This window comes from Cypionkella sp. TWP1-2-1b2, from assembly GCF_049896245.1.
Classification (GTDB): Bacteria; Pseudomonadota; Alphaproteobacteria; order Rhodobacterales; family Rhodobacteraceae; genus Cypionkella.
In genome coordinates, this window is sequence record NZ_JAFCTX010000017.1 from 25,872 (window position 1) to 48,066 (window position 22,195).

Genomic DNA, 22,195 nt, shown 5'->3' on the forward strand with positions numbered 1-22,195 from the left:
GGTTTACTTCGCGGTGTAGATTTGATCGAAGGTGCCGCCATCGGCGAAGTGGGTTTTCTGTGCTTCTGCCCAGCCACCGAAGTGGGTGATATCGACCAGTTCAAGCTTGGGGAAGCGGGCGACGTCTGCCGGATCGGCTTTCGAGGTATCCCAGCCACGGTAGAAATCTTTGAAGATAATGGCTTGGGCTTCGGGGGTGTAAAGGAAGTTCAGATAAGCCTCGGCCAGTTTACGCTGATCGTCATTGTGGATGTTGGCTTCAACCAAGGCGACGGGCGGTTCTGCGAGGATCGAGAGCGAGGGCACAACGATATCGAATTGATCGTCGCCGAGTTCTTTTTCGGCAAGGTAGGCCTCATTTTCCCACGCCAATAGCACATCACCGATGCCGCGCTGGGCAAAGGTGGTGGTGGCGTCGCGTGCGCCTTTGTCCAGCACGGGCACATGCTCTAGCAGGGTTTTGACGAAGGCTTGCGGGTCTTTGCCGTTCTTTTCGGCCCAGGCCCAAGCGGCGAGGTAGTTCCAGCGCGCACCGCCCGAGGTTTTCGGGTTCGGGGTGATGACTTCGACGCCATCATTTACCAGATCGCCCCAGTCTTTGATGCCCTTCGGGTTGCCTTCACGCACCAGAAACACGATGGTCGAGGTGTAGGGTGAGGAATTGTGCGGGAGTTTCGACTGCCAATCGGCGGGCAGTTTGCCTTCTTTGGCGATCTTGTCGATATCGGCGGCGAGGGCCAAGGTGACGACCTGCGCATCCAGACCTTCGATCACAGCGCGGGCTTGCGCACCCGAGCCGCCATGGCTGGCCTCAATCGTTGGGGCCGGGTTGCCCGCAGCGGTGTAGCTGGCGATGAAGGCGGCGTTCAGGTCTTTGTAAAGTTCGCGCGTCGGGTCATAGCTGACGTTCAGCAGGGTTTCGGCATGGACCTCTTGGGCAGCCGAGAAGCTGAGATACAGCGCCGAAAGTGCGATCAGTGCAGCCTTGCCGAGCCATCTTTCGCGCACCGGGAAGCCTGTGAAATCGCGGTCTCCGGTGGTGATGGTGACGCGGCCATCTGCATGGCGCTGGGTGAGCGTGCCTTGGGCGGTGCCATGCTTTGTAAGAGAATCTGGGTCTGCAACGGTGATGGTGGTGAGCATTGGTTTCTCCTGCGGAATGGTGTGGCGTTTCGCCGGGAAGGCGAGGGCGGGGATCAACCCGAGAATGGGGCGCTTATCTTGCGTAGGGGTCCAAAGGCTCGATGCGGGTTTCCCACAGGCGGCTGTCGCGGCCATCAAGCAATTCGCGCACTGCAGATTGCGGATCATGGGTGAAGCGGACCAACGGGCTGCCCGATACGCGATGGGCGCGTCCGGTGCGGCGGTCGATCAGCGAGACTTGATAGGCGCAGGACATCGGCGCCGCTTGGCGGAAGTCTGAATGGGGTGCTGCGAACATGTTGGTCTCCTGTAGATCGAGTGTGTCGATGCCCTTAATAACGACAGAGTTGGTCGAGTATAGCAACAGAAAAATAACGCTCTTTTTTGTCGTGATTTTAGAAGAATATTCTCTCGGGTGTATTTTCAATAGGTTAGCGGTCCTGTAGGCGGCATTCTCTGGATATAGTCATATAAAAACAATGCCTTAGAGGATTTGTGGAATATATCACGATAAACATGGTAGACATTTAGAATTTTTGCCTCATCCTAGGCATCGAAGCAGAAGGGGAACCGCTATGGCCGAACTTGACCAGATCGACGGCAAGATTATCGTCGAGTTGATGCGCGATGCGACGCTGCCAGTGGCACAGATTGCCGACCGGGTGGGGCTGTCGCAGACGCCGTGTTGGAAGCGGATTCAACGGCTTGAGGCCACGGGCATCGTCACCGGACGGGTGGCGATGGTGGACCCGGCGCGTCTGGGCTTCGGGCTGACGGTGTTTGTCGAGGTTGAGGCGGTGGATCATTCTGCCGAGTGGCGCGACGCGTTTATGAAGGCGACCGAGGCGATTCCCGAAATCATGGAAGTCTACCGGATGGCCGGAGAGATGGATTATCTGCTGCGAATCTCGGTGGGTGATACAGCAGATTTTGACGGGCTGTACAAGCGGTTGACAGATGCGGTGGCGATCAAGAACTTCACCTCGCATTTCGTGATGGAGCGGATGAAATTTGGCACCGCCTATCCGGTGGACACGCAGCGGCGTTAATTTAGCGCCGCGCGCAGGAAGCTTTCGGCCAATGCCACGCCTGCAGGGGTGATGGTGTGGCCGACGCCGGGCAACAGGTGCAATGTGGTTTGCACGCCTGCGGCGGTGAGGGCGGCTTCGGCAGAGCTGGCCTCGGTGATCGGCATCACCGGGTCGGTGGTGCCGTGGATCAGCATTACAGGGGTTTTTAGCGCTGGCGTCAGCGGTGCCGGCGTGGCGAGCCGCAGTGAGAAGGCGACGACCGCGCCCACCGGCCAGCGGCCAGAGGCGACAGCGTCCAGCGCCATGATCGCGCCTTGCGAGAAGCCGATCAAAGCGACGTTGTGCAACTGGTTTTGCAGGCCGTGGGCTTTGATGACTTCGGTCAGGGTGGAATCGAAACCCGCGCGGGTTGCAACGACCCGGATGGGGCGGTTGGCCTTGGTGACGCCGGCGATAGAGAACCACTGACGCCCGGTGTCGCCCAAATCATAGGGTTGCGGTGCATCGGGGCTTTGGTACTGCGCGCCGATATTTTGCGCGATGTGTTGGCCGATTGCGGCCAGATCGGCACCACTACTGCCGACACCGTGCAGCATTATCAACAGCTTGCTCATGCTTTGTCCCAAGGCAGCAGGGGTCCGACCGGGACAAGGCCTAAGGGGTTCAGGGTCTTGATCGAGTAGTAGCCGCGTTTGATATGGTCGATGCTGACGGTATCGCGGACGCCGGGTAGGGCCAGGATGCGCAGCATGTAGGCTTGCAGGTTTGGGTAATCGGCAATGCGTTTCAGGTTGGTTTTGAACAAGCCGTGATAGGCGGCGTCAAAGCGGATCAGGGTGACGAAGGCGCGGATGTCGGTTTCGGTAAAGGCTGTGCCATGCAGATAGGGGCGGTTGTCAGACAGGCGGGATTCGAGGCTGTCGAGCGTGGTGAATACATCGGCGAAGGCGGCTTCGTAGGCGGCTTGGGTGGTGGCAAAGCCAGCGCGATAGACGCCGTTGTTGAGGGCGGGGTAGATCTGGTCGTTTAGGGCGTCGATTTCGAGGCTCAGGGCCTCGGGGTAAAGATCGGGGCCAGTGGCAAGGCGGCCAAAACCAGAGTTGAGCATCCGAACAATGTCGGCGGATTCGTTGTTGACCAGCGTGTCAGTGTGTTTGTCCCGCAGCACCGGCACGGTGGCGCGGCCAGACATATGCGGGTCGGCGCGGGTGTAGACCTCATGCATATAGGTGGCGTTGTGCAAGTGATCGGCGGTGCTGCCGGGGTAGTCACCAAAGCGCCAGCCTTGATCTGTGAGGCTGGGTTCAACCACGGACACACTGATGGCGGATTTCAAGCCCTTGAGTTTGCGCGCTATAAGGGTGCGTGAAGCCCAAGGGCAGATCAGCGCGACGTAGAGATGATAGCGCCCAGCCTTGGCCTTGAAGCCAGAGGAGCCATCCGGGGTGATCCAGTTGCGGAAGGTCGATTGCTGGCGCACGAAGCCGCCGGTCGCGTCTTTTGCCTGCACGGGTTGCCAGTTTTCCTGCCATTTTCCATCGACGAGCATTTACGCAGCCTTTGGCGAAAGGGTGATCGGGGTGCCCCATGGGTCGGTCAGGGCTTTGGGCAGCTTGGCGCGCAGGGCGGCGAGGGGTTCGGCATCGGCCAAGATTTCAAGATCGGCAAGCCCAGTCGAGGGGAAACTGCGTTTGCCTGCACCTCGGCTGTTCCAGGTATTTGTTGCAATGTGGTGATGGTAGCCGCCCGCGCCGTAAAACGCAGCACCGGGGTAATGGGTGGTGATCGCAAAGCCTAAGGCACCATTGTAGAAGGCTTCTGCCTCGGGCACCGATCCGGTTTGCAGATGGACATGGCCAATCACCGTGCCTTCGGGGGCCTGAGTGTAAGGGGCTTTGGCGGAGGCGGCGAGGTTGTTCAGATCAAGGCCGTTGGTGGCCATCTGAATCTGGCCACCTTGGGTGTTCCAAGCAGAGCGGGGACGGTCGATATAGACCTCAATGCCGTTGCCTTCGGGGTCGGACAGATAGATCGCCTCGCTGACGAGGTGGTCTGACGCACCCTCCAGGGGCAGTCGGCTGTCAGAGGCGTGCAGCAGCCAAGCACCCAGATCAGCACGGTTGGGCAGCAGGAAGGCGGTGTGGAACAGGCCGGCTTCTTTGGGGCTGCGGCGGCGGGCGGTTTTGTCGGCGCGCAACTCCAGCAGCGGGATGTTGCCCGCACCAAGGCGCAGGGTTTCGCCATCGTTGCTAAGTTCCTGAAGGCCAAGCGCTTGTTTGTAAAACGAACCGACACGCCCGATGTCATTCACCGTCAGGGCGACGCGGCCGATTTCCAAGGATGCAGATGCAGTGGACATGTCTGTTCTCCTAACGTTCCGGGGTTAGCTGCGGCGGCCCAAAGATGCGGCGCCGTCGCCGAGCAGGGATTGCACCACAAGGGCGATGATCCAGAATGCGGGATATTCCCAGCCGCCGTTCTCGTTGGTGAAGAAAAAGCCAGCGGCGAAATGCACGGTGACAATGGCCCCAAGTAACACGGGAATCAACGCGAGAGAGACGATGCGGGTTTGGTATCCGACGATCAGGGCGAGGCCGCCGAGCACTTCAATGGCGATGACCAGATAGGCAAGCGGGCCGGGCAAGCCGATGCTTTGGAAGAAGCCAGCGGTGCCTGCGGGGGTGAAGACGAAGATTTTCAGGCCAGCATGGGCGAGGAACAGGCCGCCAAGGGCGAGGCGCAGGATCAGGGCGGCGAGGTCGGTCTGGCTGGTGGATTGGGTGGGCAGGGCGGTCATTGCGGTTATCCTTTGGGTTTGGATGGATGATCGCATTATGGCTCTTTCCGAATGGATTGATAATCTTGCCAAATGGAAAATCATTCCATCCGATTTGGAAGGGGTTTGCTGGGGTGCAGCAGATGTTGCGCCAGAAAATCAATCAGCACCCGCATCTTCAACGCCAGATGCCGCCCGGAGGGATACAGCGCAAACACCCCCATCGGCGGCTCTTCATAAGCGGCCAGCAGGCGGACGAGGCGACCGCTGGCAAGGCTGTCGGCCAGAACAAAATCGGGCGAAGACGCGATGCCAAGCCCAGCCTCAGCGGCGATCATACAGGCAGAGGCGTTAGAGAACGTCAACCGCCCTGCGACCACAACGCGTTGGTTCTGAGCGAAACTCCAGCGCTGTGGGTCGCGGTAGTTGGTGTCGATCAGGCAATCATGCCCGGCTAAATCTTGCGGCGTTTGCGGCACCCCGCGCGCCGCAAGATAGGCTGGGGACGCCGCCACGATCAGTTGCGAGTTGCACAGGTTGCGCGCGATCAGCGTGGTGTCGCCGGGTTTACCGACCCGCACCGCCATGTCGAAGCCTTCATCGACAAGGTTCACAAGGCGGTCAGAGAAATGCACATCCAGCGCAATCTCGGGATAGGCCTTGGCAAAATCGGCCAGACGCGGGGCAAGGCGGATGGTGCCAAAGCTTAACGGTGCGCTGAGGCGGATCTTACCGCGCGGCAACAGGGCGGCGTTGCGGGTTTCGGTATCGAGCGCGTCAAATTCATCGAGCAGGCCGCGCAGACGGTCGAAATAGGTCTGCCCTGCCTCGGTCGCCGCCAGCGCGCGGGTGGTGCGGTGCAACAGCCGCACGCCAAGTTCGGCTTCAAGCTTCGAGACCAGCTTGGAGGCTTGGCCAGAACTGGTGCCCAAGCGCTACGCCGCGGCGGCAAAACTGCCGGTTTCCAGCACGGTGACGAACATCCGCTCGCTGATCAGCCGGTCCATTGGCGCGCTTTCGCTGTGGAATTTGGTAAAGACTAGCGCGATTGCTGCGGTTTTGGAAGCTAGATGCGCCGGGCGGAGGTGGAAGCCCAAGCGATAGGTTTCATTGATGAAATCATTGGAAGTGGCAGCCCGTAGGGCCATAGGAACACCTTCCGACAACGCCCCGCAGAATACTTTAATTTATTGATTTGCAAAAATTATTTTAAGAAATGCTTCCCCCTGAATACCACCAAAACCGACCCGTTCCAACGCTCGATGTTGGTATGGATGTTGTTGGAGGATAGTATGTCGAAGCTTTCTGCGCGCCGTGTCGAAACCCTGAAAGACCCCGGACTCTGCGGCGACGGCGATATTCTTTATCTATCAGTAAAACCGTCCGGTTCAAAGTCTTGGATTTTGCGCACCGTTGTTCACGGCAAACGTCGTGACCTTTGTGTTGGGGCGTCTGACCTTGTGTCACTTGCCGAAGCGCGGGACAATTCCCGCGAGTGGCGCAAGGTTTCCGATGCAGCGTTAACTGTGGCGAAGCTGCGCCAATATCACCCGATCAGAAATGACCTTTCGGCCCTTCGCCATGATGGCAAGGCCCGGCTTGACTCGTTTCTGGTGCGGCTTACAGGGGCAGACACTACGCCTTACACCCGTGTAGTCGGGCGCAAGTTCTGCAACGGTTTTCGTGAGTGGTGCGACGCGGCTGGCCTGCCTCATTGCAGCGTTCATGGACTCCGCAAAGACGCCGCTGCCCGGCTGGCAGAACTGGGCCGCACTGAGTTTGAAATCATGGCGATCACAGGCCACCAGACCAGCAAGGAAGTCACCCGATACACAAAAGCCGCCAGTCAAAAGACGCGGGCCGCAAGCGCCGTTGTGAAGATGACAGCGGAACGGAACTGAAACAGAAGTGTCCCACTTTTCGCCGGGGTGTATCCCGGTGGGACAAAATAAGCGGGTAAGGTAATGATATGTAAGGGGGAATTTTTGGAGTGGCAGCCCGTAGGGGAGTCGAACCCCTCTTACCAGAATGAAAATCTGGTGTCCTAACCGATAGACGAACGGGCCACTGTGGCGCTTCCTAAGCGGTTGGCGCGCGGGGTTCAAGAGGGGAAGACCGATTTATCGGTCGATTTTTGCGCCCATCAGCGCGATGGCCTGCTGATAGACCTTGGCAGCGTTCCATTCTTTGATCACCGCGAAGTTCGGCTCGCCTTCCTGATAGCCCAGCCCCGGTTGCCAGCCCTTGCGGGCCAGGTAGTTGGCGGTGGTTGCCATCGCATCGGTGAGGTTGGTCAGATCAATCCGGCCATCGCCATTGCCGTCCTGACCATATTGCAGCGCATTGCCGGGCAGGAACTGGGTATGGCCGAGCTCGCCATGCTTGGCTCCGACAGATTTGGCGCTGATCGAGCCCTGATCGACCAGCAGCAGCGCGCCGATCAGATGCGGACGGAAGAAATCGGTGCGGCGACAGTCAAAGGTCAGCGTCGCAATGGCCGAGACGACATTGGTGTCGCCCATGAAATTGCCAAAGCCGGTTTCCATGCCGTGGATGGCAAGCAGAACACCCGCGGGCACACCATATTGTGCCTCCAGTCCCGCGTAAAAATCCGGGTTCTTCTTTTCACGCGCGCGACCCTGCGAGATGATTGCGTCGGCACCGCGCACCGACAGGAACTTTTGCAGGGTGTATTTAAAGCTTTTCTGATTGCGATCAGCCGCGATGGTGGCCTTGGAATAACTTGCCCCGAGCAGTGCGTCGCGGCCTGCTTCGCCGACGCCCTCGGCTTTGGCCTCTTGCGCCATATCGGCCTTCCACGCGTCAAACCCGGATGAGGTGTTGCCGCAGGTGGCAGACAAAGCAGGGGCGGTTAAAGTCAGCGAAAAAAGCAATGCGGTCAAAGATTTGGTCAACACGGTCTGCATCCAACAAGGAAAGATTATGGGCAGAATAGCCGGGCTGTCGCGCGGCGCAAGGGGGGCTGAAATTATTCAGCGATGTCAGAGTATTGGAGGAAGTGGCAGCCCGTAGGGGAGTCGAACCCCTCTTACCAGAATGAAAATCTGGTGTCCTAACCGATAGACGAACGGGCCACTATGGTGCGGCGGTGTTTAAGGGCAGATTTGGCGCTTCGCAAGAGGAAAAATCAGGCTTTTGCCGCATCTTCCAGACGAAATTGCACCTTTGTGCGGCCGCCCCATGTGTTCAGCTCTAGCCTGCCTGCCAGGTGAAAGCGTTGATGGCCGGGGTTTTCCAAAGCCGGGCCGAGATCGCTGTCAAAAGCGCCAAATGCGATGCCTTCGAGGCGGGCACCCATGCTGTCGCCGAAGCTGATTTTCAGGTGCTTTTCGCCGATGCGGCGGGTGGTGATGTTGGTGTCGGCGAAGGCAAAGCGCGGGGCGGGGGCAGAGGCGCCGAACGGGCCTGCGGACTCAATCTGCTCGACAAATCCGGGGGTTGCGGCGGTGGGCATCAGCAGACTGTCGATGCGCAGATCTTCGCGACCGCCCGCACCTGCGCCTTGTTTGGCGAGAAGTTCAGAAAGGCGCGCCATCGCGGCTTCGAGTTTGTCGCGCGCAACGGTGAGGCCTGCGGCCATCTTGTGGCCACCGCCTTTCAGCAGCAAACCTTCGGTGGTCAGGCGGTGAATAGCCGCACCCAGATCGACGCCGGTGACGGAGCGGGCAGAGCCTTTGCCTTCGTTGCCATCAAAACCGATCACCACGGCGGGGCGGTGGCTGGCCTCTTTCAACCGTGCCGCGACAATGCCGACGACGCCGGGATGCCAGCCATCGCCTGCGGCCCAAACCAGCGGGCCATCCATACCGCGCATTTCGGCCTGGGAGAGGGCTTCTTCGCGGACACGGGCTTCGATATCGCGGCGCTCGGTGTTCAGAAGGTCAAGCTTTTCGGCCAAAGCGGTTGCCTCGGAAGGGCTGTCTGTGGACAGCAGCCGCGCGCCGAGATCGGCTTGGCCGATGCGGCCGCCCGCGTTGACACGGGGGCCGAGCAGGAAACCCAGCGCATAGGGGGTGGGGGCTTGGTCCATGCGGGCGATGTCGGCGAGGGCGCGCAGGCCCGCGCGTTCGCGGCGTGCCATCACTTTCAGACCTTGGCGCACGAAGGCGCGGTTGACGCCGATCAAGGGCGCGACATCGGCGACGGTGGCGAGCGCGACCAGATCGAGAAGTGCCATCAGATCCGGGCCTTGGGTGCTATCCGCGCGGAGTTGGCGATTGGCTTCCACCAGCATCAGGAACACCACGGAAGCGGCACAGAGATGCCCGAGATCGCCGTCTTCGTCTTGGCGGTTCGGGTTCACCACAGCATAGGCGGCGGGCAGGGTTTCGGTGCCCAAGTGGTGATCCAAGACCACCACATCACATTGGGCGGCGGCGATGGGATCGAAGCTGAGCGTGCCGCAATCGACGCAAAGGATCAGGTCGTGGTTGCTGCCGAGTTCGGCCATGGCGGGGACGTTGGGGCCGTAGCCTTCGTCGATGCGGTCGGGGATATAGAGCGTGGCTTGAGTGTTCATGGCGCGCAGCCAGATGATCAGCAAAGCGGCAGAGGAGCCGCCATCTACGTCATAATCGGCAAATATTGCAATGCGTTGGCGGGTTTTGACGGCAAGGAGGAAACGCGCGGCGGCGCGTGCCATGTCACGCAGTTTCAGCGGATCGGGCAGCAGATCGCGCAGTTGCGGCGCAAGGAAGGCGGGGGCGTCTTGCGGGGTGACACCGCGGGCTACGAGCGTGGCGCAGAGGGCGAGGGGGAGGCGGGTGATCTGCGCCATCGCCTCGGCCAGACGCTCGGCCTCATCGCCGGGGCCGATCCAGCGGCGCTGGGTGAGCGAGTGTTCGACGGAGAGGAAGGCGCGCGCTGTCATGGGTTGGGTGTGCCTGACAGCGCGGCCCGGAGCAAGGCGGAATTTGAGAAATTCCGGCACGATTTCCGTATCGGAAATCGGTTGCGCCCTTATTTCATTGGGCTTTTATAGAGCATCCGGCGCACCGACCCGGTTTTGGAGCGCATCAGAATGGTCTCGGTGGTGACCCATCCGGGTTCAATCTTAATGCCTTGCAGGATCGAGCCTTGGGTGACGCCGGTGGCTGCGAAGATCACATCAGCGGTGACCATTTCGTCGCGGGTGTAGATGCGGTTCAGATCGGTGATGCCCGCCTTGTAGGCGCGGGCTTTTTCTTCGTCATTGCGGAACAGCAGCTTGCCATAAATCTGACCGCCCATGCATTTCAGCGCCGATGCCGCGAGCACGCCTTCGGGTGCGCCGCCCGAGCCCATGTACATATCAATGCCGGTGATTTCGCTTTCGGCGCAATGGATGACGCCTGCCACGTCGCCATCGGTGATCAGGCGGATCGCGGCGCCGGTGGAGCGGACTTCGGCGATCAAAGCCTCGTGCCGGGGGCGCTCCAGGATACAGACGGTGATCTCGTCAGCGGCCACCCCTTTGGCGCGGGCGAGGGCGCGGACGCGGGCGGCGGGGGGCATGTCGAGGGTGACGGTGTCAGGCGCGTAGCCGGGGCCGATGGCAAGTTTTTCCATGTAGACATCGGGGGCGTGCAGCAGGGTGCCGCGCGGGGCCATGGCGATCACGGTGAGGGCGTTCGGCATGTCTTTGGCGGTCAGCGTGGTGCCTTCCAGCGGATCGAGCGCGATATCCACTGCCGGACCGTTTCCAGTGCCGACTTCTTCACCGATATACAGCATCGGGGCTTCGTCGCGTTCGCCTTCGCCGATCACCACCACGCCCGCAATATCCAGCATATTCAACTGGTCGCGCATGGCGTTGACCGCCGCCTGATCTGCGGCTTTCTCATCGCCGCGCCCGATCAGTTTGGCCGAGGCGAGGGCTGCGGCCTCGGACACGCGGGCGAGGCCGAGGGAAAGCAGGCGGTCTTGGAATTCGGTGACGTCGGCCATGGGGAATCCTTGCGGTAAAATGGGGTTTTGTTTCGTCTAGCCGGGGCGGGGCGAGGCGGCAAGGATGGTGGCGCTAACAGTTTGAGGACGCTGAGGTAATCCGCCGAGTTGCAATGTTTTAGGGCGTATTGCCGCTGTGCTTAGGCTGCGCTGACGGACGCAGGGCGAGGCTTGCGTTCATCAAGGCATTGCGAATCGCGGTTAAACTTCCTCGATCCGCAACGCGACGGGTGCTCCGACCATCACGCCGGTGTTTGCAAATCGCCCGGTGGCGTGGTCGATATCGGCGCGGGTGGCTTTGTGGGTGACGATCAGCACGGTGGCTTTGTCGCCCTCGTGGTCATATTGGCGCATCTGGTCAATCGAGACGCCTGCCTCGCCCAGACAGGTGGCGATTTTCGCCAATGCGCCGGGTTTATCCAGCAGGGTCATGCGCAGGTAATAGCTGGCGGGGGTCGCGGATTGGGCGGCTTGCGGGGCGGCGAGGGTGCTGGCGGGTTGGCCGAAGGTGGGCAGACGCAATCCGCGCGCGATGTCGAGCACGTCGGACATCACGGCGCTTGCGGTGGGGCCCATGCCTGCGCCGGGGCCGCGCAGCACGATCTGGCCGACGGAATCGCCTTCCAGCACCACCATATTGGTGCCGCCTTGCAACTGGCCAAGCGGGCTGTCGGCGGGGACGAGGCAAGGGGTCATGCGTTGCTCTAGCCCGCGCCCGGTCATTTGCGCGACACCCAGCAGTTTAATGCGGTAGCCCATGTCGGCGGCAAGTTTGATGTCGTCGATCGAGATCGCACCGATGCCTTCGAGTTCCACCGCGTCAAAGCTGACTTGGGTGCCGAAGGCGATGGCGGCGAGCAGGGCCAGTTTATGGCCCGCGTCGATGCCGCCGACGTCGAGGTTTGGGTCGGCCTCAAGGTAGCCGAGTTGTTGGGCGGCGTCGAAGACTTCGGCGTAGGTGAGGCCTTCGTTCTGCATCCGGGTCAGGATGTAGTTGCACGAGCCGTTCATCACGCCCATCACGCGTTTGATTTGGTTGGCGGCGAGGCCCTCGGTCAGCGCCTTGATCACCGGGATGCCACCTGCGACAGCGGCTTCAAAGCGGATGACGCGGCCTGCGGACTCTGCCGCGAGGGCGAGGGCTTGGCCGTGATGGGCGAGCAGGGCTTTGTTGGCGGTCACCACATCTTTTCCGCTCGCGATGGCGGCTTCAGTGGCCAGTTTGGCGGGGCCTTCGTGGCCGCCCATCACCTCGACAAACACATCGACATCGTCGCGTTGAGCGAGAGCTATGGGGTCGGTTTCCCAAGCGCAGGCGGACAGATCCGCGTCGCGGTTCTTGGATTTATCGCGGGCGGAGACGGCGGTGATCTGTATGGCGCGTCCGGTGCGTTTGGCGATCAGATCGGCGTGCTGTTGCACGATCTTCACCACACCAATGCCCACGGTGCCAAGACCAGCGAGACCAATGCGCAGCGGTTTGGCAGACATGAGGGGACTCCGTTTCAGATTGCTTGCGCCGGGTGTTAGCCGATGGCGGGCCGGGGCGCAACGCGGGCGTTATTGGCTCGCGGCTTCGGCGCGCAAAGCGGCGGCGCGGGCGTTCAGGGTGGCAACCGGGCCTGCCAGCGGATCGGCGGGCGTGGTCTGATTGATGCCAGAGATCAGTTGGTCAGTGGGCAGCAAGCCGGGCGTGGGCAGATTGGTTCGCGCACCTGAATCCACTTCGGGGAATTGGGCACAGGCGGAAACACTGAGAAGCAGGAGAAGGGCGCGCATCATGTTTGACAGCATAACGTGCGCGGCGCGCAGGTTCAATGCGCGGGTTTTGCGCGCGGGTTTTGTGGCGATGGCGGTATTGACCTGATCCGATGCCATGCTTTTGACCACAGAAACGTCTTCCCAGCGGGGAATGACTTGTGGTTTGGGTGCATTTTGGTGCGGTATTCCACAACATGTTGTGGTGTGACGGCCTATGTGGCGCAGTGGCAAGATGCGGCCTGGGTGTTGGCAGGTGTGCAAAAAGCTGCAAGCCGCCCCGGACTTGATCCGGGGCCTTTTGCTGGCTATGCGGAAAAGAGGCCCCGGATCACGTCCGGGGCGACATAGGTTGTGGTGCCGCGCGTCGCTAATGCGCGGGTTTGATAAAGGTGCCGTTGCGCAACTCGGTCATGGCTTGTTGCAGCTCGGCTTGGGTGTTCATTACGATGGGGCCGTGCCATGCCACGGGTTCCTGGATCGGCGCACCTGACACCAGCAGAAAGCGGATGCCGTTGGGGCCGGCTTGCACGGTGATTTCATCACCCTTCCCGAACTCGATCAGGGTGCGGTTGCCGGAGAGGTCGCGGATATTAAGCTCCTCGCCTTTGTATTCCTTTTCCAGCAGTACACCGCGCGGGTTAGAGCTGTCGGCGAATTTTCCAGCACCTTCAAAGATATAGGCGAAGGCGTGGCGGCGGGTGTCGATTTTGAAAGTCTTTTTCTTTTCTGGTGGAACGTAAACGTCAAGGTATTGCGGATCGGCGGCGATGCCATCGACCGGGCCGGTTTTGCCCCAGAACGACCCCACGATCACCTTCACGATAGAGCCGTCATCATCCATGATTTCCGGGATTTCGTTGGATTTTACATCCTGGTAGCGCGGTGGGGTCATCTTGAGGGCTTTGGGCAGGTTGGCCCAAAGTTGGAAACCGTGCATCTGGCCCGATGCGTTGCCTTTCGGCATTTCCTGATGCAGGATGCCGGAACCAGCGGTCATCCATTGCACATCGCCGCCTTTCAGCGTGCCGCGATTGCCGAGGCTGTCGCCATGATCCACTGCGCCCGCGAGGACATAGGTGATGGTTTCAATGCCGCGATGCGGGTGCCACGGAAAACCCGCCATGTAGTCACGCGGGGTCTCACCACGGAAATCATCGAACAGCAGGAAGGGGTCGAATTGGGTTGGATCGCCAAAGCCGAAAGCGCGGTGCAGATGCACGCCTGCACCTTCAATATGCGGCTGGGCGGTGGATTGGCTGAGAACGGGGCGGAGGGACATGCAAGGCTCCTTTGATTGCGTTGTCCCTAAGGTAGGTCTGGTGCGTATTTGCAGCAAGGCGTGAATGTATAGGTCTTATGTGCAGATTTGCGCGGGACGCTGATTTGATCGGGCTTGGGTGATCGGGATCGGCGATCAGGAGCAGGTTACACCCGTCATGCACAGCTTGGGGATGAAGCGCGGACGTGTCACCACGAATTGCTTCAGCACTTCATCATTCATGCCAACGTCGAAAGCGGGATGATAGCTGACTTCGGTTTCCACGATGGTCACGCGGTCGCCATCGGCCATCTTGGGGATGCGGTAGGCGTAGTTGGCGATTGTCGCGGTGGTCAGTTGCAGCATCGCGCCATCGGGCGAGCGCGACCAGTCGACCTCAAATCGTGCGTTGGCTTGCGACCATGTCACCTCGGTAACGCGGATTTTCACGGTTTGATCGCTGTCGATCAGGAAGCGCATCAGATCGCGCATCCCCGTGACGTAGTTGGCGGGCAGGGTGACCATCTCACGCGAGATCATGTCCGAGATGGTATAGGCGGCCTTTTGCGCGGTGTTCACCGAGCGGAAGGCGTCCCAATAGACGAACAGCGCGAGGTAGGACCAAAGCATGAAGGGCAGCACGATGATGGCCTCGGCCATCAGCACGCCGCTTTCATCGCGGCCAAAACGGCGGAACATGTTGCGAAGCGATTTCATGGTGTTCCCCTTAACTCGGTTCTACCGCAAAGGCCGAAGTCGAAATCACGCCATAGCCGCCGTGACCGTCTTTCGGCAGGCCAAGGCCGATACCGGTGGTGGGAAACAGCGCGTCCTGCACAACGCAGACCCGGATCAACATGAGGTCATTCTGCTGGCCGATTTGCAGCGCAGTGACGGGCTGGATTTCTTCGGAGCGGTCGATGCAGGCGACACCCGTGGTGGGCAGTGCCCAGTTTGCGGTGCTGATCCGGGTCATCTCGATGGTGATGTTGGCCTGACAATCCTTGAAGATCACCGTGCGCGTGCAAATCTCTTTTTTCAGCAGTGCCGCATCTGGCAGGGTGTAATGACCCAAGCGCAGTTCTCGCATCGTCATATCGACGGATTGTTCCAGCATGATCGAGCGGATCATCAGCAGACCGCTTTCAAACGAGGCCATGAAGATGGTGAGCAGCAGTGGCACCGCGAGGACAAATTCCATCGCGGCGGTGCCGTCCTCGCGCCGGAACGCGCAGGTCAGGCGTTTGAACCAGCGGATCATTGCGTCAACCTCAACTGGCTGATGTTGCTGGCAATGGCGCGGAAGGCGGTGCGGATTTGCAGACCCGAGGCGTTGAAGTAATGTGCGGCCGAGGTCGAGCAGTTGCGGATCTGGGTCTGGCCCAATGTCGGGGCCTCAAACGCGATGCCATAGACGATCACGCCCTGACCTTTGGCCAACCCGCAGATTTGTTGCAACTGGCTGTCCATCGTGGTGGTCGCGGTCTGGGTGCGGAAGGCGAGCATCCGGTTGGCATATTCGGTGTTGCGCGCCGCTGTGGTGCTGCCCAGGGCGCGGGCGTAGAACTGCCAAGCGACATAGCTGAGCCGCATCGAACTCCAAACCTGCGGCCAGGTCTGCTGGGTGGCGGTGCCACTGTTGGTCGCGTTGGTCCACGGCACGGCTTGGAATTTGCTGAGGTGCGGGACCCAGTATTTGTTGCTGGGCAAGCTGGCATGATAGATTGAGTAGTTGCTGTCGCTGTTGCTTTTGTAGATATCGGACGAGCCGGATTTATAGGCCGAATTGACCCGTTCTTCGGCAAAATGTTCGCCATCGGTCATCAGCACGATCACCTTCATCGCCTCGGGATCGGTAAAGCTGAACGGACGCCCGCTGAGAGTGCCGGCCATTTTACCGGTGGCAATCAACTGGGTGTACATTGTGGCCGCCGACGGGTCCATCAGCGCCAGACCCCATTTCAGCCCGGCGTTGATCGAGGTCGCCCCCACCGCAGCCAAGCCGTTGATCTGGCTTTGCAGGGTCGCGATTGTCTCGGAGGGCAGACGGATGATGTTGGCAGCGATCGGCGGGCACCAGACGTTGCCGTTGTTGCTGGTGGCATTGTAGCCAATGGCGTAGTTGGTATCGGTGTAAGCCACCCATGCGTTGGTCTGGTTGGTGCCGGAATAGGTGTCGGCGTGGGCGGTCATCGACATCGCGGTGTTGGTCGGCAGGGCTGTGGCGTTGTAGACCGAAGCGGGCATATCGACGCATTGCACGTTGGCCGCGCCGGGATCATCGGTGAGGCCAGTGTACTTGGCACGCAGATCGGGGCCGATGTTGACCTGACCGTTGAATGGCACGATGCCGATCGAGATTTTATGCTCGGCATCGCTGGACAGCACGGTATCGACGAATTCAGTGGCAGCGATCTTAAGGTTGACCAAGCGACTGTTGCTGAGCATCGAGCCCGACACGTCAAGCACCAGCATGATCTCGACATTGGTGACGCGTTGTTCAGCCATCGAGTGGCCCAGGGCGTCCATCTTGGTTTGGCCAATCAGATGCAGGAAATAGGGGTCGGTGGCTGCGGCGGCATCGGCGGTGACATTTCGGAAGTTCATGCCTTCAGAAACGGTGACGCTTTTAAGATATTTGTCCATCCCGGCCTTGGTGAAGTAGTCTGCCACCACGCTTTTGGGATTAAGCGTTTGGGTCAGCGCAGCCGAGGCCAGCGTGGCGCGGTCGAGGGTGTTTTGCAACGTGGTGCGGGTTTGTTCATAGCGCATCAGGTCAACCGCGAGGCCCCCCATCATCACCATCAGCAGAAACAGGGTAAGCGCCAGAATGGTCAGCGAGCCGTCTTGCGCCGCCCAAAAGCGTTTCAACACCGCGCAGCGCGGTTTGATCTGGCCACAACCCTGATTTCCAACGTTCGCGATGAACATCGACATACCCCAAATTCGGCTCGTGGCTTGCGGTGCGGGGCACCGGGCGACGAGGCATAGACACACAGCTTGAAACGGCATAAAGCGCGTGGGCTTGGGCAAAACTATGGCTTTGGTGTTTCAGATTGTGGGCAGCTTGTGGCGAAATCCATGATTCTGGCGACAAACTGCGCTGATGGGCGGCTTTGTTGCCCGGCATGGTGCAATCACAGGAAGATTGAGCACAATCATAGATAGAATGTGCCAAATTGGCTTTTACGCTGTGCGCCGGGGCATCGTAAAGCGGCGGGCGGTGCGAATCAGACATCATATGTAGTTGAGGCATTGATTTGACCGATGCAGGAAAGCTGCCCCCCGATGCTATGATCGGGGGGAGTGTGCTATTGCGTCAGTTTCAACTGGGTCAGGTTCGACGCGATGGTGCGGAACGCCGCCTGAATCTCTGCCCCGTTCTGCGCGTCGAAGTAATGCGCAGCCGAGGTGGCGCACTGCAAGATCTGGGCTTGGCCGTTGCTGGGGGCCTCAAAGGCGATGCCATAGACCAGCACGTTGTTCTGTTTGGCCTGCCCGCAGCTTTGCTGCAACGAGGCATCCATGCCGCTGACCGAGGCATAGGTCTGCACCATGTCGTTCATCTGAGTGGTGTAGATCGTGCTGCGCGCGGAATTGCTGCTCCCCAAGGCGCGGGCGTAGAATTGCCAGGCGACATAGCTGACCTTCAGATTGCTCCAGACGGTTTCCCAGTTCTGCTGTACGCCGCCGTTGTAGGGGGTGGCCAACCATGTGCCCAGATGCGGCACCCAGTATTTGTTGCCGGCATGTGCGGCCTGATACACCGAATACTGACCATCAGCGGCACTTTTGTAGATCGGCGATGGGCCGGTCTTGTAGGTATTGGTGACGCGGTTGTGGGCGACATGCTCGCCATCGGTCATCAGCACGACGACCTTCATCGACTCGGTGTCGGTGTAATCGAACGGGCGGCCGGACAGGTTCGCGCCCATCTGGCCCGCGCCGATCAGCTCATCATACATGCCGCGCGCGGTGGGATCGAGCAGCGCCACGCCCCATTTCATCCCCAAAGTGATCGAAGTGTTGCCGCCTGCGACAAGGCCATTGATCTGGGATTTCAAGGTGGAGGCGTTCTGGCTGGGCAGACGGACGATGTTCGCAGTGGTCTTGTTGCAAAAGGTGGCGGCATAGTTTGGCAGTGCAGAGCTGGAGGTTGGCGAGACAGCGGCATTGGTCTGGCTGGTGCCATAGTAGTGATCGGAATAGGCCATCATCGGCAAATCGACATTGCGCGGGATGCCGGGAGCGCTGAACACGGATGATGGCAGCTCAAGGCAGTTCACATCAGCCACACCATGCAGGTTGACCGCCTGATATTTCGCCCGCAGCACCGAACCGAGGTTCACCTGTGCATTGTAGGGCACGATGGAGATCGAAATGCGGTGATTGGGGTCGTTGGCCAGCATGTTGTCGACAAACTCGGCAGCGGCGATCTTGAGGTTGGCGATCTTCGCCCCGCTCATCGAACCCGAGACGTCCAGCACCAGCGCGATTTCGACATTGGTGATGGCTTGCTCGGCCCCGGATGTGCCAAGCGCGTCAAATTTGTTGATGCCGATCAGGTGCATGAAGAACGGTTTGGTATCGACGCGGCCCTTCGAGACGACGCTGCGCGAATTCAACGACTGCACGACCTGCACAGCTTGCAGGTCAGCCCCAAAACCGGCCTTGTCAACGCAATCTGTGACCACCGATTTCGGATCAAGCCGCTGATCAAGGCTGGCCGCCATCAGGGTGCAGCGGTCCAGCGTGTTTTGCAGGGCGGTCCGCGTCTGCTCGTAGCGCATCATGTCGACCGCAAAGCCTCCGATCATCGCCATCAGCAAGAACAACACCAGCGCGAAAATGATCAGCGAGCCGTCTTCGTCGCGCTGAAACCGCTGGCTGCGATTAACCAGATTGCGCATCAAAGCGCGGGGGGAGGGGGCCATAACCACGGTCTGTTCCTTTACAAGCCACATCGGATGCTGCCCCCGCAAGCACATCCTTTCGCCACTTTGCTGCCCAGAAGTTGTGGCGAAATTGTGGCAACATGGGCAAGCAGGGGGCATTGTACGGGGGCTGGAAACACTGGCCATGCAGGGGTTTTACTGTGGCGAAACCGGCGACGATCTACTTTCGCATAGGTTGTATGGATCGTCACACTATCGCCCAAATTGTACAATTCCGAATCACTTTTGGTCAAAAGCGGCTCAAATCTGCTTACAATGTTTGCTGGTTTATTAAGCAAACGGCAGTAGGTGTTGGGGGAGCGTAACATGCGCTCTGCCGGGTTGAGAGACGGCATTTTGGGAGGAATGAGCATGAGCGTTGCAGGCGAGCCGAGTTTTCGCGAATCCGTAGATATGATGTTTCGGCGGGCGACCGCGCTGATGGACCTTGGCCCCGGTCTTCAGGAAAAAATCCGGGTGTGTAACTCGACCTACACCGTGCGGTTTGGCGTGCGGTTGCGCGGCAAGATTGAGACATTCGTCGGCTATCGCTCGGTCCATTCCGAGCACATGGAACCGGTGAAGGGTGGCATCCGCTATTCGCTGGGGGTCAATCAGGACGAGGTTGAGGCATTGGCGGCGCTGATGACCTATAAATGCGCGCTGGTGGAGACGCCGTTTGGCGGTTCCAAGGGTGGGCTTTGTATCGACCCGCGCGCGTGGGATGAGCATGAACTTGAACAGATCACCCGGCGGTTTGCCTATGAGTTGATCAAGCGCGATCTGATCAACCCGGCGCAGAACGTGCCCGCGCCAGATATGGGCACGGGAGAGCGCGAGATGGCGTGGATCGCCGACCAATATGCGCGGATGAACACCACCGACATCAATGCCAAGGCCTGTGTTACCGGTAAACCGCCGCATGCGGGCGGGATTCAGGGGCGTGTCGAGGCGACCGGGCGCGGCGTGCAATATGCGCTACGCGAGTTCTTCCGTAACCCGGAAGATGCGGCGATGGCGGGGCTGTCGGGCGATCTGGATGGCAAGCGTATCGTGGTGCAGGGCCTAGGTAATGTCGGCTATCACGCGGCGAAGTTCTTGTCGGAAGAAGACGGTGCCAAGGTGATCGCGATCATCGAGCGTGATGGCGCTTTGGTGAATGAAGACGGCATCGACGTCGAAGACGTGCGGCAATGGATGAACCGCAATGATGGCTTGCTTGCAGCCTATCCTAAGGCGCAGCATGTCGTTGACGGTGCTAAGGTCTTGGAAATGGCCTGCGATATCCTGATCCCGGCGGCGCTGGAGGGGGTGATCAACCTGTCCAACGCGGCGCGGATTGAAGCGCCGTTGATCGTCGAGGCTGCCAACGGCCCGATCACTTACGGCGCGGATGAGGTGTTGCGTGCCAAGGGTTGCGTGATCATTCCCGATATGTATGCCAATGCGGGCGGCGTCACGGTGTCTTACTTTGAATGGGTGAAGAACCTGTCCCACATCCGCTTTGGCCGGATGCAGCGGCGGGCCGAGGAGGGCCGTTCGCGGATTCTGGTCGAAGAATTGGAGCGGCTGTCGAACGATCAGCATCTCGGCTGGCAGTTGACGCCGGATTTCAAGAAGAAGTTTCTGCAAGGCTCGGATGAATTGGCACTGGTACGCTCCGGCCTCGATGACACCATGCGCACCGCTTATCAGGCGATGCGCGAGGTTTGGCATGGGCGGCCCGAAGTCGGCGATCTGCGGGTGGCGGCCTATATCGTCTCGATCGGACGGATTGCGGCAACCTATAAGTCTAAGGGGCTGTAGGCGGCGCTCATCCGCCCTGATAGGCGTCTTCGCTTTCACATTGGTATAAATACTCCCGCCGGAGGCTACCTTGGCGGCCACTTGAGCCTCCGGCGGGAGTATTTTGCAAAGAGCAATGCCGGGCTGGGTGACCAAAACGCAGCGAGGAGGGCCGCAAGGACCGATGAGCGCTTGATTGGCTTGCGACACCATTTGTCGCGGATGGCACAGTTATTCGGGTTTGGCTGTTGAATAACCCACGCAAAGCGGGTTGACTTGCCCGCGAGGCCAAGCAAGGAGCCACCCCATGCGCTATTCCGGGTTGAAGGTGATCACCGAAGGGTTGTTCGGCAACAAGGGCTGGGGGCCTGCCTGGCGCAATCCGGCACCGAAAGCCGAATATGATGCGATCATCATCGGTGGTGGCGGGCATGGGCTGGCGACCGCGTATTATCTGGCGAAGAACCACGGGCTGACCAATATCGCGGTGCTGGAGAAGGGGTATCTCGGTGGTGGCAACATTGGGCGCAATACCACGATTGTGCGGGCGAATTACTACATGCCGGGGAATTCCGAGTTCTACTCGCATTCGCTGAAGCTTTGGGAAGGGCTTGAGGCCGAGCTGAACTATAACGTCATGCACTCGCAGCGCGGCCAGTTGATTTTGGCGCATTCGGATGGGCAGCGCGATACCCTCGCGCGGCGTGGCAATGCGATGATCAATCAGGGCGATGATGCCGAGTTGTGGGGCTTGGATCAGGTCAAGGATTTCGCGCCCTATTTGGATTTCGTGCAGACCCGGTTCCCGATCTATGGCGGTTTGATGCACAAGCGGGGTGGCACCGCGCGGCATGATGCGGTGGCTTGGGGCTATGCGCGCGGGGCGGATTCTCGGGGCGTTGATCTGATCCAGAACTGCGAAGTCACTGGGATTGATATTGTGGATGGCGTTGTGCAGGGCGTGCAGACCACGCGCGGGGCGATCCGGGCCAAGAAAGTTGGCATGGTGGTGGCGGGGCGCTCCAGTCAGGTCGCGGCGATGGCGGGGATGCGGTTGCCGATTGAAAGCCATGTGTTGCAAGCGTTTGTGACCGAAGGGCTCAAACCGATCATTGATTCTGTGATCTCATTCGGGATGGGGCATTTCTATATCAGCCAGTCCGACAAGGGCGGATTGGTGTTCGGCGGCGATCTCGATTTCTATTCTTCTTACGCAGCTAGGGGCAATCTGCCGATGGTCGAGCATGTGATGGAAGCCGCGATGACTTTGATGCCGATGATCGGGCGCGCGAAGGTGCTGCGGTCTTGGGGCGGGATTATGGATATGACGCCGGATGGATCGCCCATCATCGACAAGACCCATATCGAGGGGCTGTTTGTCGATGCGGGCTGGAACTACGGCGGTTTCAAAGCGGCTCCGGCGTCGGGCTGGTGCATGGCGCATCTGATGGCTACGGGGCAGAGTCATGAGGTGGCGAAGCGTTTCCGGCTGGACCGTTTCCGCACCGGTCATGTGATGGACGAAGAAGCCACCGGCAGCCAACATAACTTGCATTGAGGG

Annotated in this window: 22 protein-coding genes and 2 tRNA genes; 4 read left to right on the plus strand and 20 right to left on the minus strand. The window is 59.9% G+C overall.

What is annotated here, in order from left to right; genetic code table 11:
• Positions 1-3: 3 nt before the first annotated feature.
• Together ACP7AP_RS12745 and ACP7AP_RS12750 are read right to left on the minus strand one after the other, a co-directional pair.
• Positions 4-1,143, minus strand: coding sequence for a sulfate ABC transporter substrate-binding protein (locus ACP7AP_RS12745; RefSeq protein WP_426034582.1), 1,140 nt, complete (start codon positions 1,141-1,143; stop codon positions 4-6).
• A 73-nt stretch (positions 1,144-1,216) separates the two neighbouring features.
• Complete coding sequence (locus ACP7AP_RS12750; RefSeq protein WP_426034583.1) at positions 1,217-1,441, minus strand: hypothetical protein; 225 nt, start codon at positions 1,439-1,441, stop codon at positions 1,217-1,219.
• A 277-nt stretch (positions 1,442-1,718) separates the two neighbouring features.
• Between ACP7AP_RS12750 and ACP7AP_RS12755 the strand changes: the two genes are divergently transcribed.
• A complete protein-coding gene (locus ACP7AP_RS12755; protein WP_426034584.1) occupies positions 1,719-2,192 on the plus strand; it encodes an Lrp/AsnC family transcriptional regulator in 474 nt (157 codons plus the stop codon).
• On the opposite strand, the gene ACP7AP_RS12760 is transcribed toward ACP7AP_RS12755, so the two are convergent.
• From ACP7AP_RS12760 to ACP7AP_RS12785, 6 genes are all read right to left on the minus strand, one after another.
• The gene (locus tag ACP7AP_RS12760; RefSeq protein ID WP_426034585.1) at positions 2,189-2,788 is read right to left on the minus strand and encodes an alpha/beta hydrolase; all 600 of its coding nucleotides are present in this window, start codon (positions 2,786-2,788) and stop codon (positions 2,189-2,191) included. The two genes, ACP7AP_RS12755 and ACP7AP_RS12760, sit on opposite strands and share 4 nt — an antisense overlap.
• Positions 2,785-3,723, minus strand: coding sequence for a glutathione S-transferase family protein (locus tag ACP7AP_RS12765; protein ID WP_426034586.1), 939 nt, complete (start codon positions 3,721-3,723; stop codon positions 2,785-2,787). Before ACP7AP_RS12765 ends, ACP7AP_RS12760 begins: the two co-directional genes overlap by 4 nt.
• Positions 3,724-4,533, minus strand: coding sequence for a VOC family protein (locus ACP7AP_RS12770; protein ID WP_426034587.1), 810 nt, complete (start codon positions 4,531-4,533; stop codon positions 3,724-3,726).
• A gap of 24 nt (positions 4,534-4,557) precedes the next feature.
• Complete coding sequence (locus ACP7AP_RS12775; RefSeq protein WP_426034588.1) at positions 4,558-4,971, minus strand: DoxX family protein; 414 nt, start codon at positions 4,969-4,971, stop codon at positions 4,558-4,560.
• Between the two features lie 80 nt (positions 4,972-5,051).
• Positions 5,052-5,882: a LysR family transcriptional regulator gene (locus ACP7AP_RS12780; protein ID WP_426034589.1), complete on the minus strand. Its 831-nt coding sequence runs from the start codon at positions 5,880-5,882 to the stop codon at positions 5,052-5,054.
• Positions 5,883-5,885: 3 nt separating this feature from the next.
• A complete protein-coding gene (locus ACP7AP_RS12785; RefSeq protein ID WP_426034590.1) occupies positions 5,886-6,098 on the minus strand; it encodes a hypothetical protein in 213 nt (70 codons plus the stop codon).
• A gap of 144 nt (positions 6,099-6,242) precedes the next feature.
• On the opposite strand from ACP7AP_RS12785, the gene ACP7AP_RS12790 reads away from it, so the two are divergent.
• Positions 6,243-6,851: an integrase arm-type DNA-binding domain-containing protein gene (locus ACP7AP_RS12790; protein WP_426034591.1), complete on the plus strand. Its 609-nt coding sequence runs from the start codon at positions 6,243-6,245 to the stop codon at positions 6,849-6,851.
• Between the two features lie 90 nt (positions 6,852-6,941).
• Here the strand turns inward: ACP7AP_RS12790 and ACP7AP_RS12795 are convergent.
• From ACP7AP_RS12795 to ACP7AP_RS12850, 12 genes are all read right to left on the minus strand, one after another.
• Positions 6,942-7,016 (minus strand) — tRNA-Glu (locus ACP7AP_RS12795).
• A 54-nt stretch (positions 7,017-7,070) separates the two neighbouring features.
• Positions 7,071-7,877, minus strand: a complete 807-nt coding sequence (locus ACP7AP_RS12800) for a lytic murein transglycosylase (RefSeq protein WP_426034592.1) — start codon at positions 7,875-7,877, stop codon at positions 7,071-7,073.
• A 93-nt stretch (positions 7,878-7,970) separates the two neighbouring features.
• Positions 7,971-8,045, minus strand: a tRNA-Glu gene (locus tag ACP7AP_RS12805).
• Between the two features lie 53 nt (positions 8,046-8,098).
• The gene (gene recJ, locus ACP7AP_RS12810; RefSeq protein ID WP_426034593.1) at positions 8,099-9,841 is read right to left on the minus strand and encodes a single-stranded-DNA-specific exonuclease RecJ; all 1,743 of its coding nucleotides are present in this window, start codon (positions 9,839-9,841) and stop codon (positions 8,099-8,101) included.
• Positions 9,842-9,930: 89 nt separating this feature from the next.
• Positions 9,931-10,896 (minus strand): class II fructose-bisphosphatase, encoded by a 966-nt coding sequence (gene glpX / locus ACP7AP_RS12815; protein WP_426034594.1) that lies wholly within the window; start codon positions 10,894-10,896, stop codon positions 9,931-9,933.
• 201 nt (positions 10,897-11,097) lie between these two features.
• Entirely contained in the window at positions 11,098-12,387 is a 1,290-nt protein-coding gene (locus ACP7AP_RS12820) for a homoserine dehydrogenase (protein WP_426034595.1), read from the minus strand.
• A 69-nt stretch (positions 12,388-12,456) separates the two neighbouring features.
• A complete protein-coding gene (locus tag ACP7AP_RS12825) occupies positions 12,457-12,774 on the minus strand; it encodes a hypothetical protein (RefSeq protein WP_426034596.1) in 318 nt (105 codons plus the stop codon).
• Between the two features lie 250 nt (positions 12,775-13,024).
• Positions 13,025-13,936 carry a pirin family protein gene (locus ACP7AP_RS12830; protein WP_426034597.1) on the minus strand — a complete coding sequence of 304 codons (912 nt, stop codon included), beginning with the start codon at positions 13,934-13,936 and terminating at the stop codon, positions 13,025-13,027.
• Between the two features lie 135 nt (positions 13,937-14,071).
• On the minus strand, positions 14,072-14,632 hold the full coding sequence (locus ACP7AP_RS12835) for a TadE/TadG family type IV pilus assembly protein (protein ID WP_426034598.1): 561 nt from the start codon (positions 14,630-14,632) through the stop codon (positions 14,072-14,074).
• Positions 14,633-14,642: 10 nt separating this feature from the next.
• Positions 14,643-15,176: a TadE/TadG family type IV pilus assembly protein gene (locus tag ACP7AP_RS12840; protein WP_426034599.1), complete on the minus strand. Its 534-nt coding sequence runs from the start codon at positions 15,174-15,176 to the stop codon at positions 14,643-14,645.
• Positions 15,173-16,846 carry a pilus assembly protein TadG-related protein gene (locus tag ACP7AP_RS12845; protein WP_426034600.1) on the minus strand — a complete coding sequence of 558 codons (1,674 nt, stop codon included), beginning with the start codon at positions 16,844-16,846 and terminating at the stop codon, positions 15,173-15,175. Before ACP7AP_RS12845 ends, ACP7AP_RS12840 begins: the two co-directional genes overlap by 4 nt.
• 380 nt (positions 16,847-17,226) lie before the next feature.
• Positions 17,227-18,849: a pilus assembly protein TadG-related protein gene (locus ACP7AP_RS12850; protein ID WP_426034601.1), complete on the minus strand. Its 1,623-nt coding sequence runs from the start codon at positions 18,847-18,849 to the stop codon at positions 17,227-17,229.
• Between the two features lie 372 nt (positions 18,850-19,221).
• Here ACP7AP_RS12850 and ACP7AP_RS12855 point away from each other — a divergent pair, with 372 nt between their 5' ends.
• Together ACP7AP_RS12855 and ACP7AP_RS12860 are read left to right on the plus strand one after the other, a co-directional pair.
• Positions 19,222-20,655: a Glu/Leu/Phe/Val family dehydrogenase gene (locus tag ACP7AP_RS12855; protein WP_426034602.1), complete on the plus strand. Its 1,434-nt coding sequence runs from the start codon at positions 19,222-19,224 to the stop codon at positions 20,653-20,655.
• A 286-nt stretch (positions 20,656-20,941) separates the two neighbouring features.
• Positions 20,942-22,192, plus strand: coding sequence for a sarcosine oxidase subunit beta family protein (locus ACP7AP_RS12860; protein ID WP_426034603.1), 1,251 nt, complete (start codon positions 20,942-20,944; stop codon positions 22,190-22,192).
• Positions 22,193-22,195: the final 3 nt, after the last annotated feature.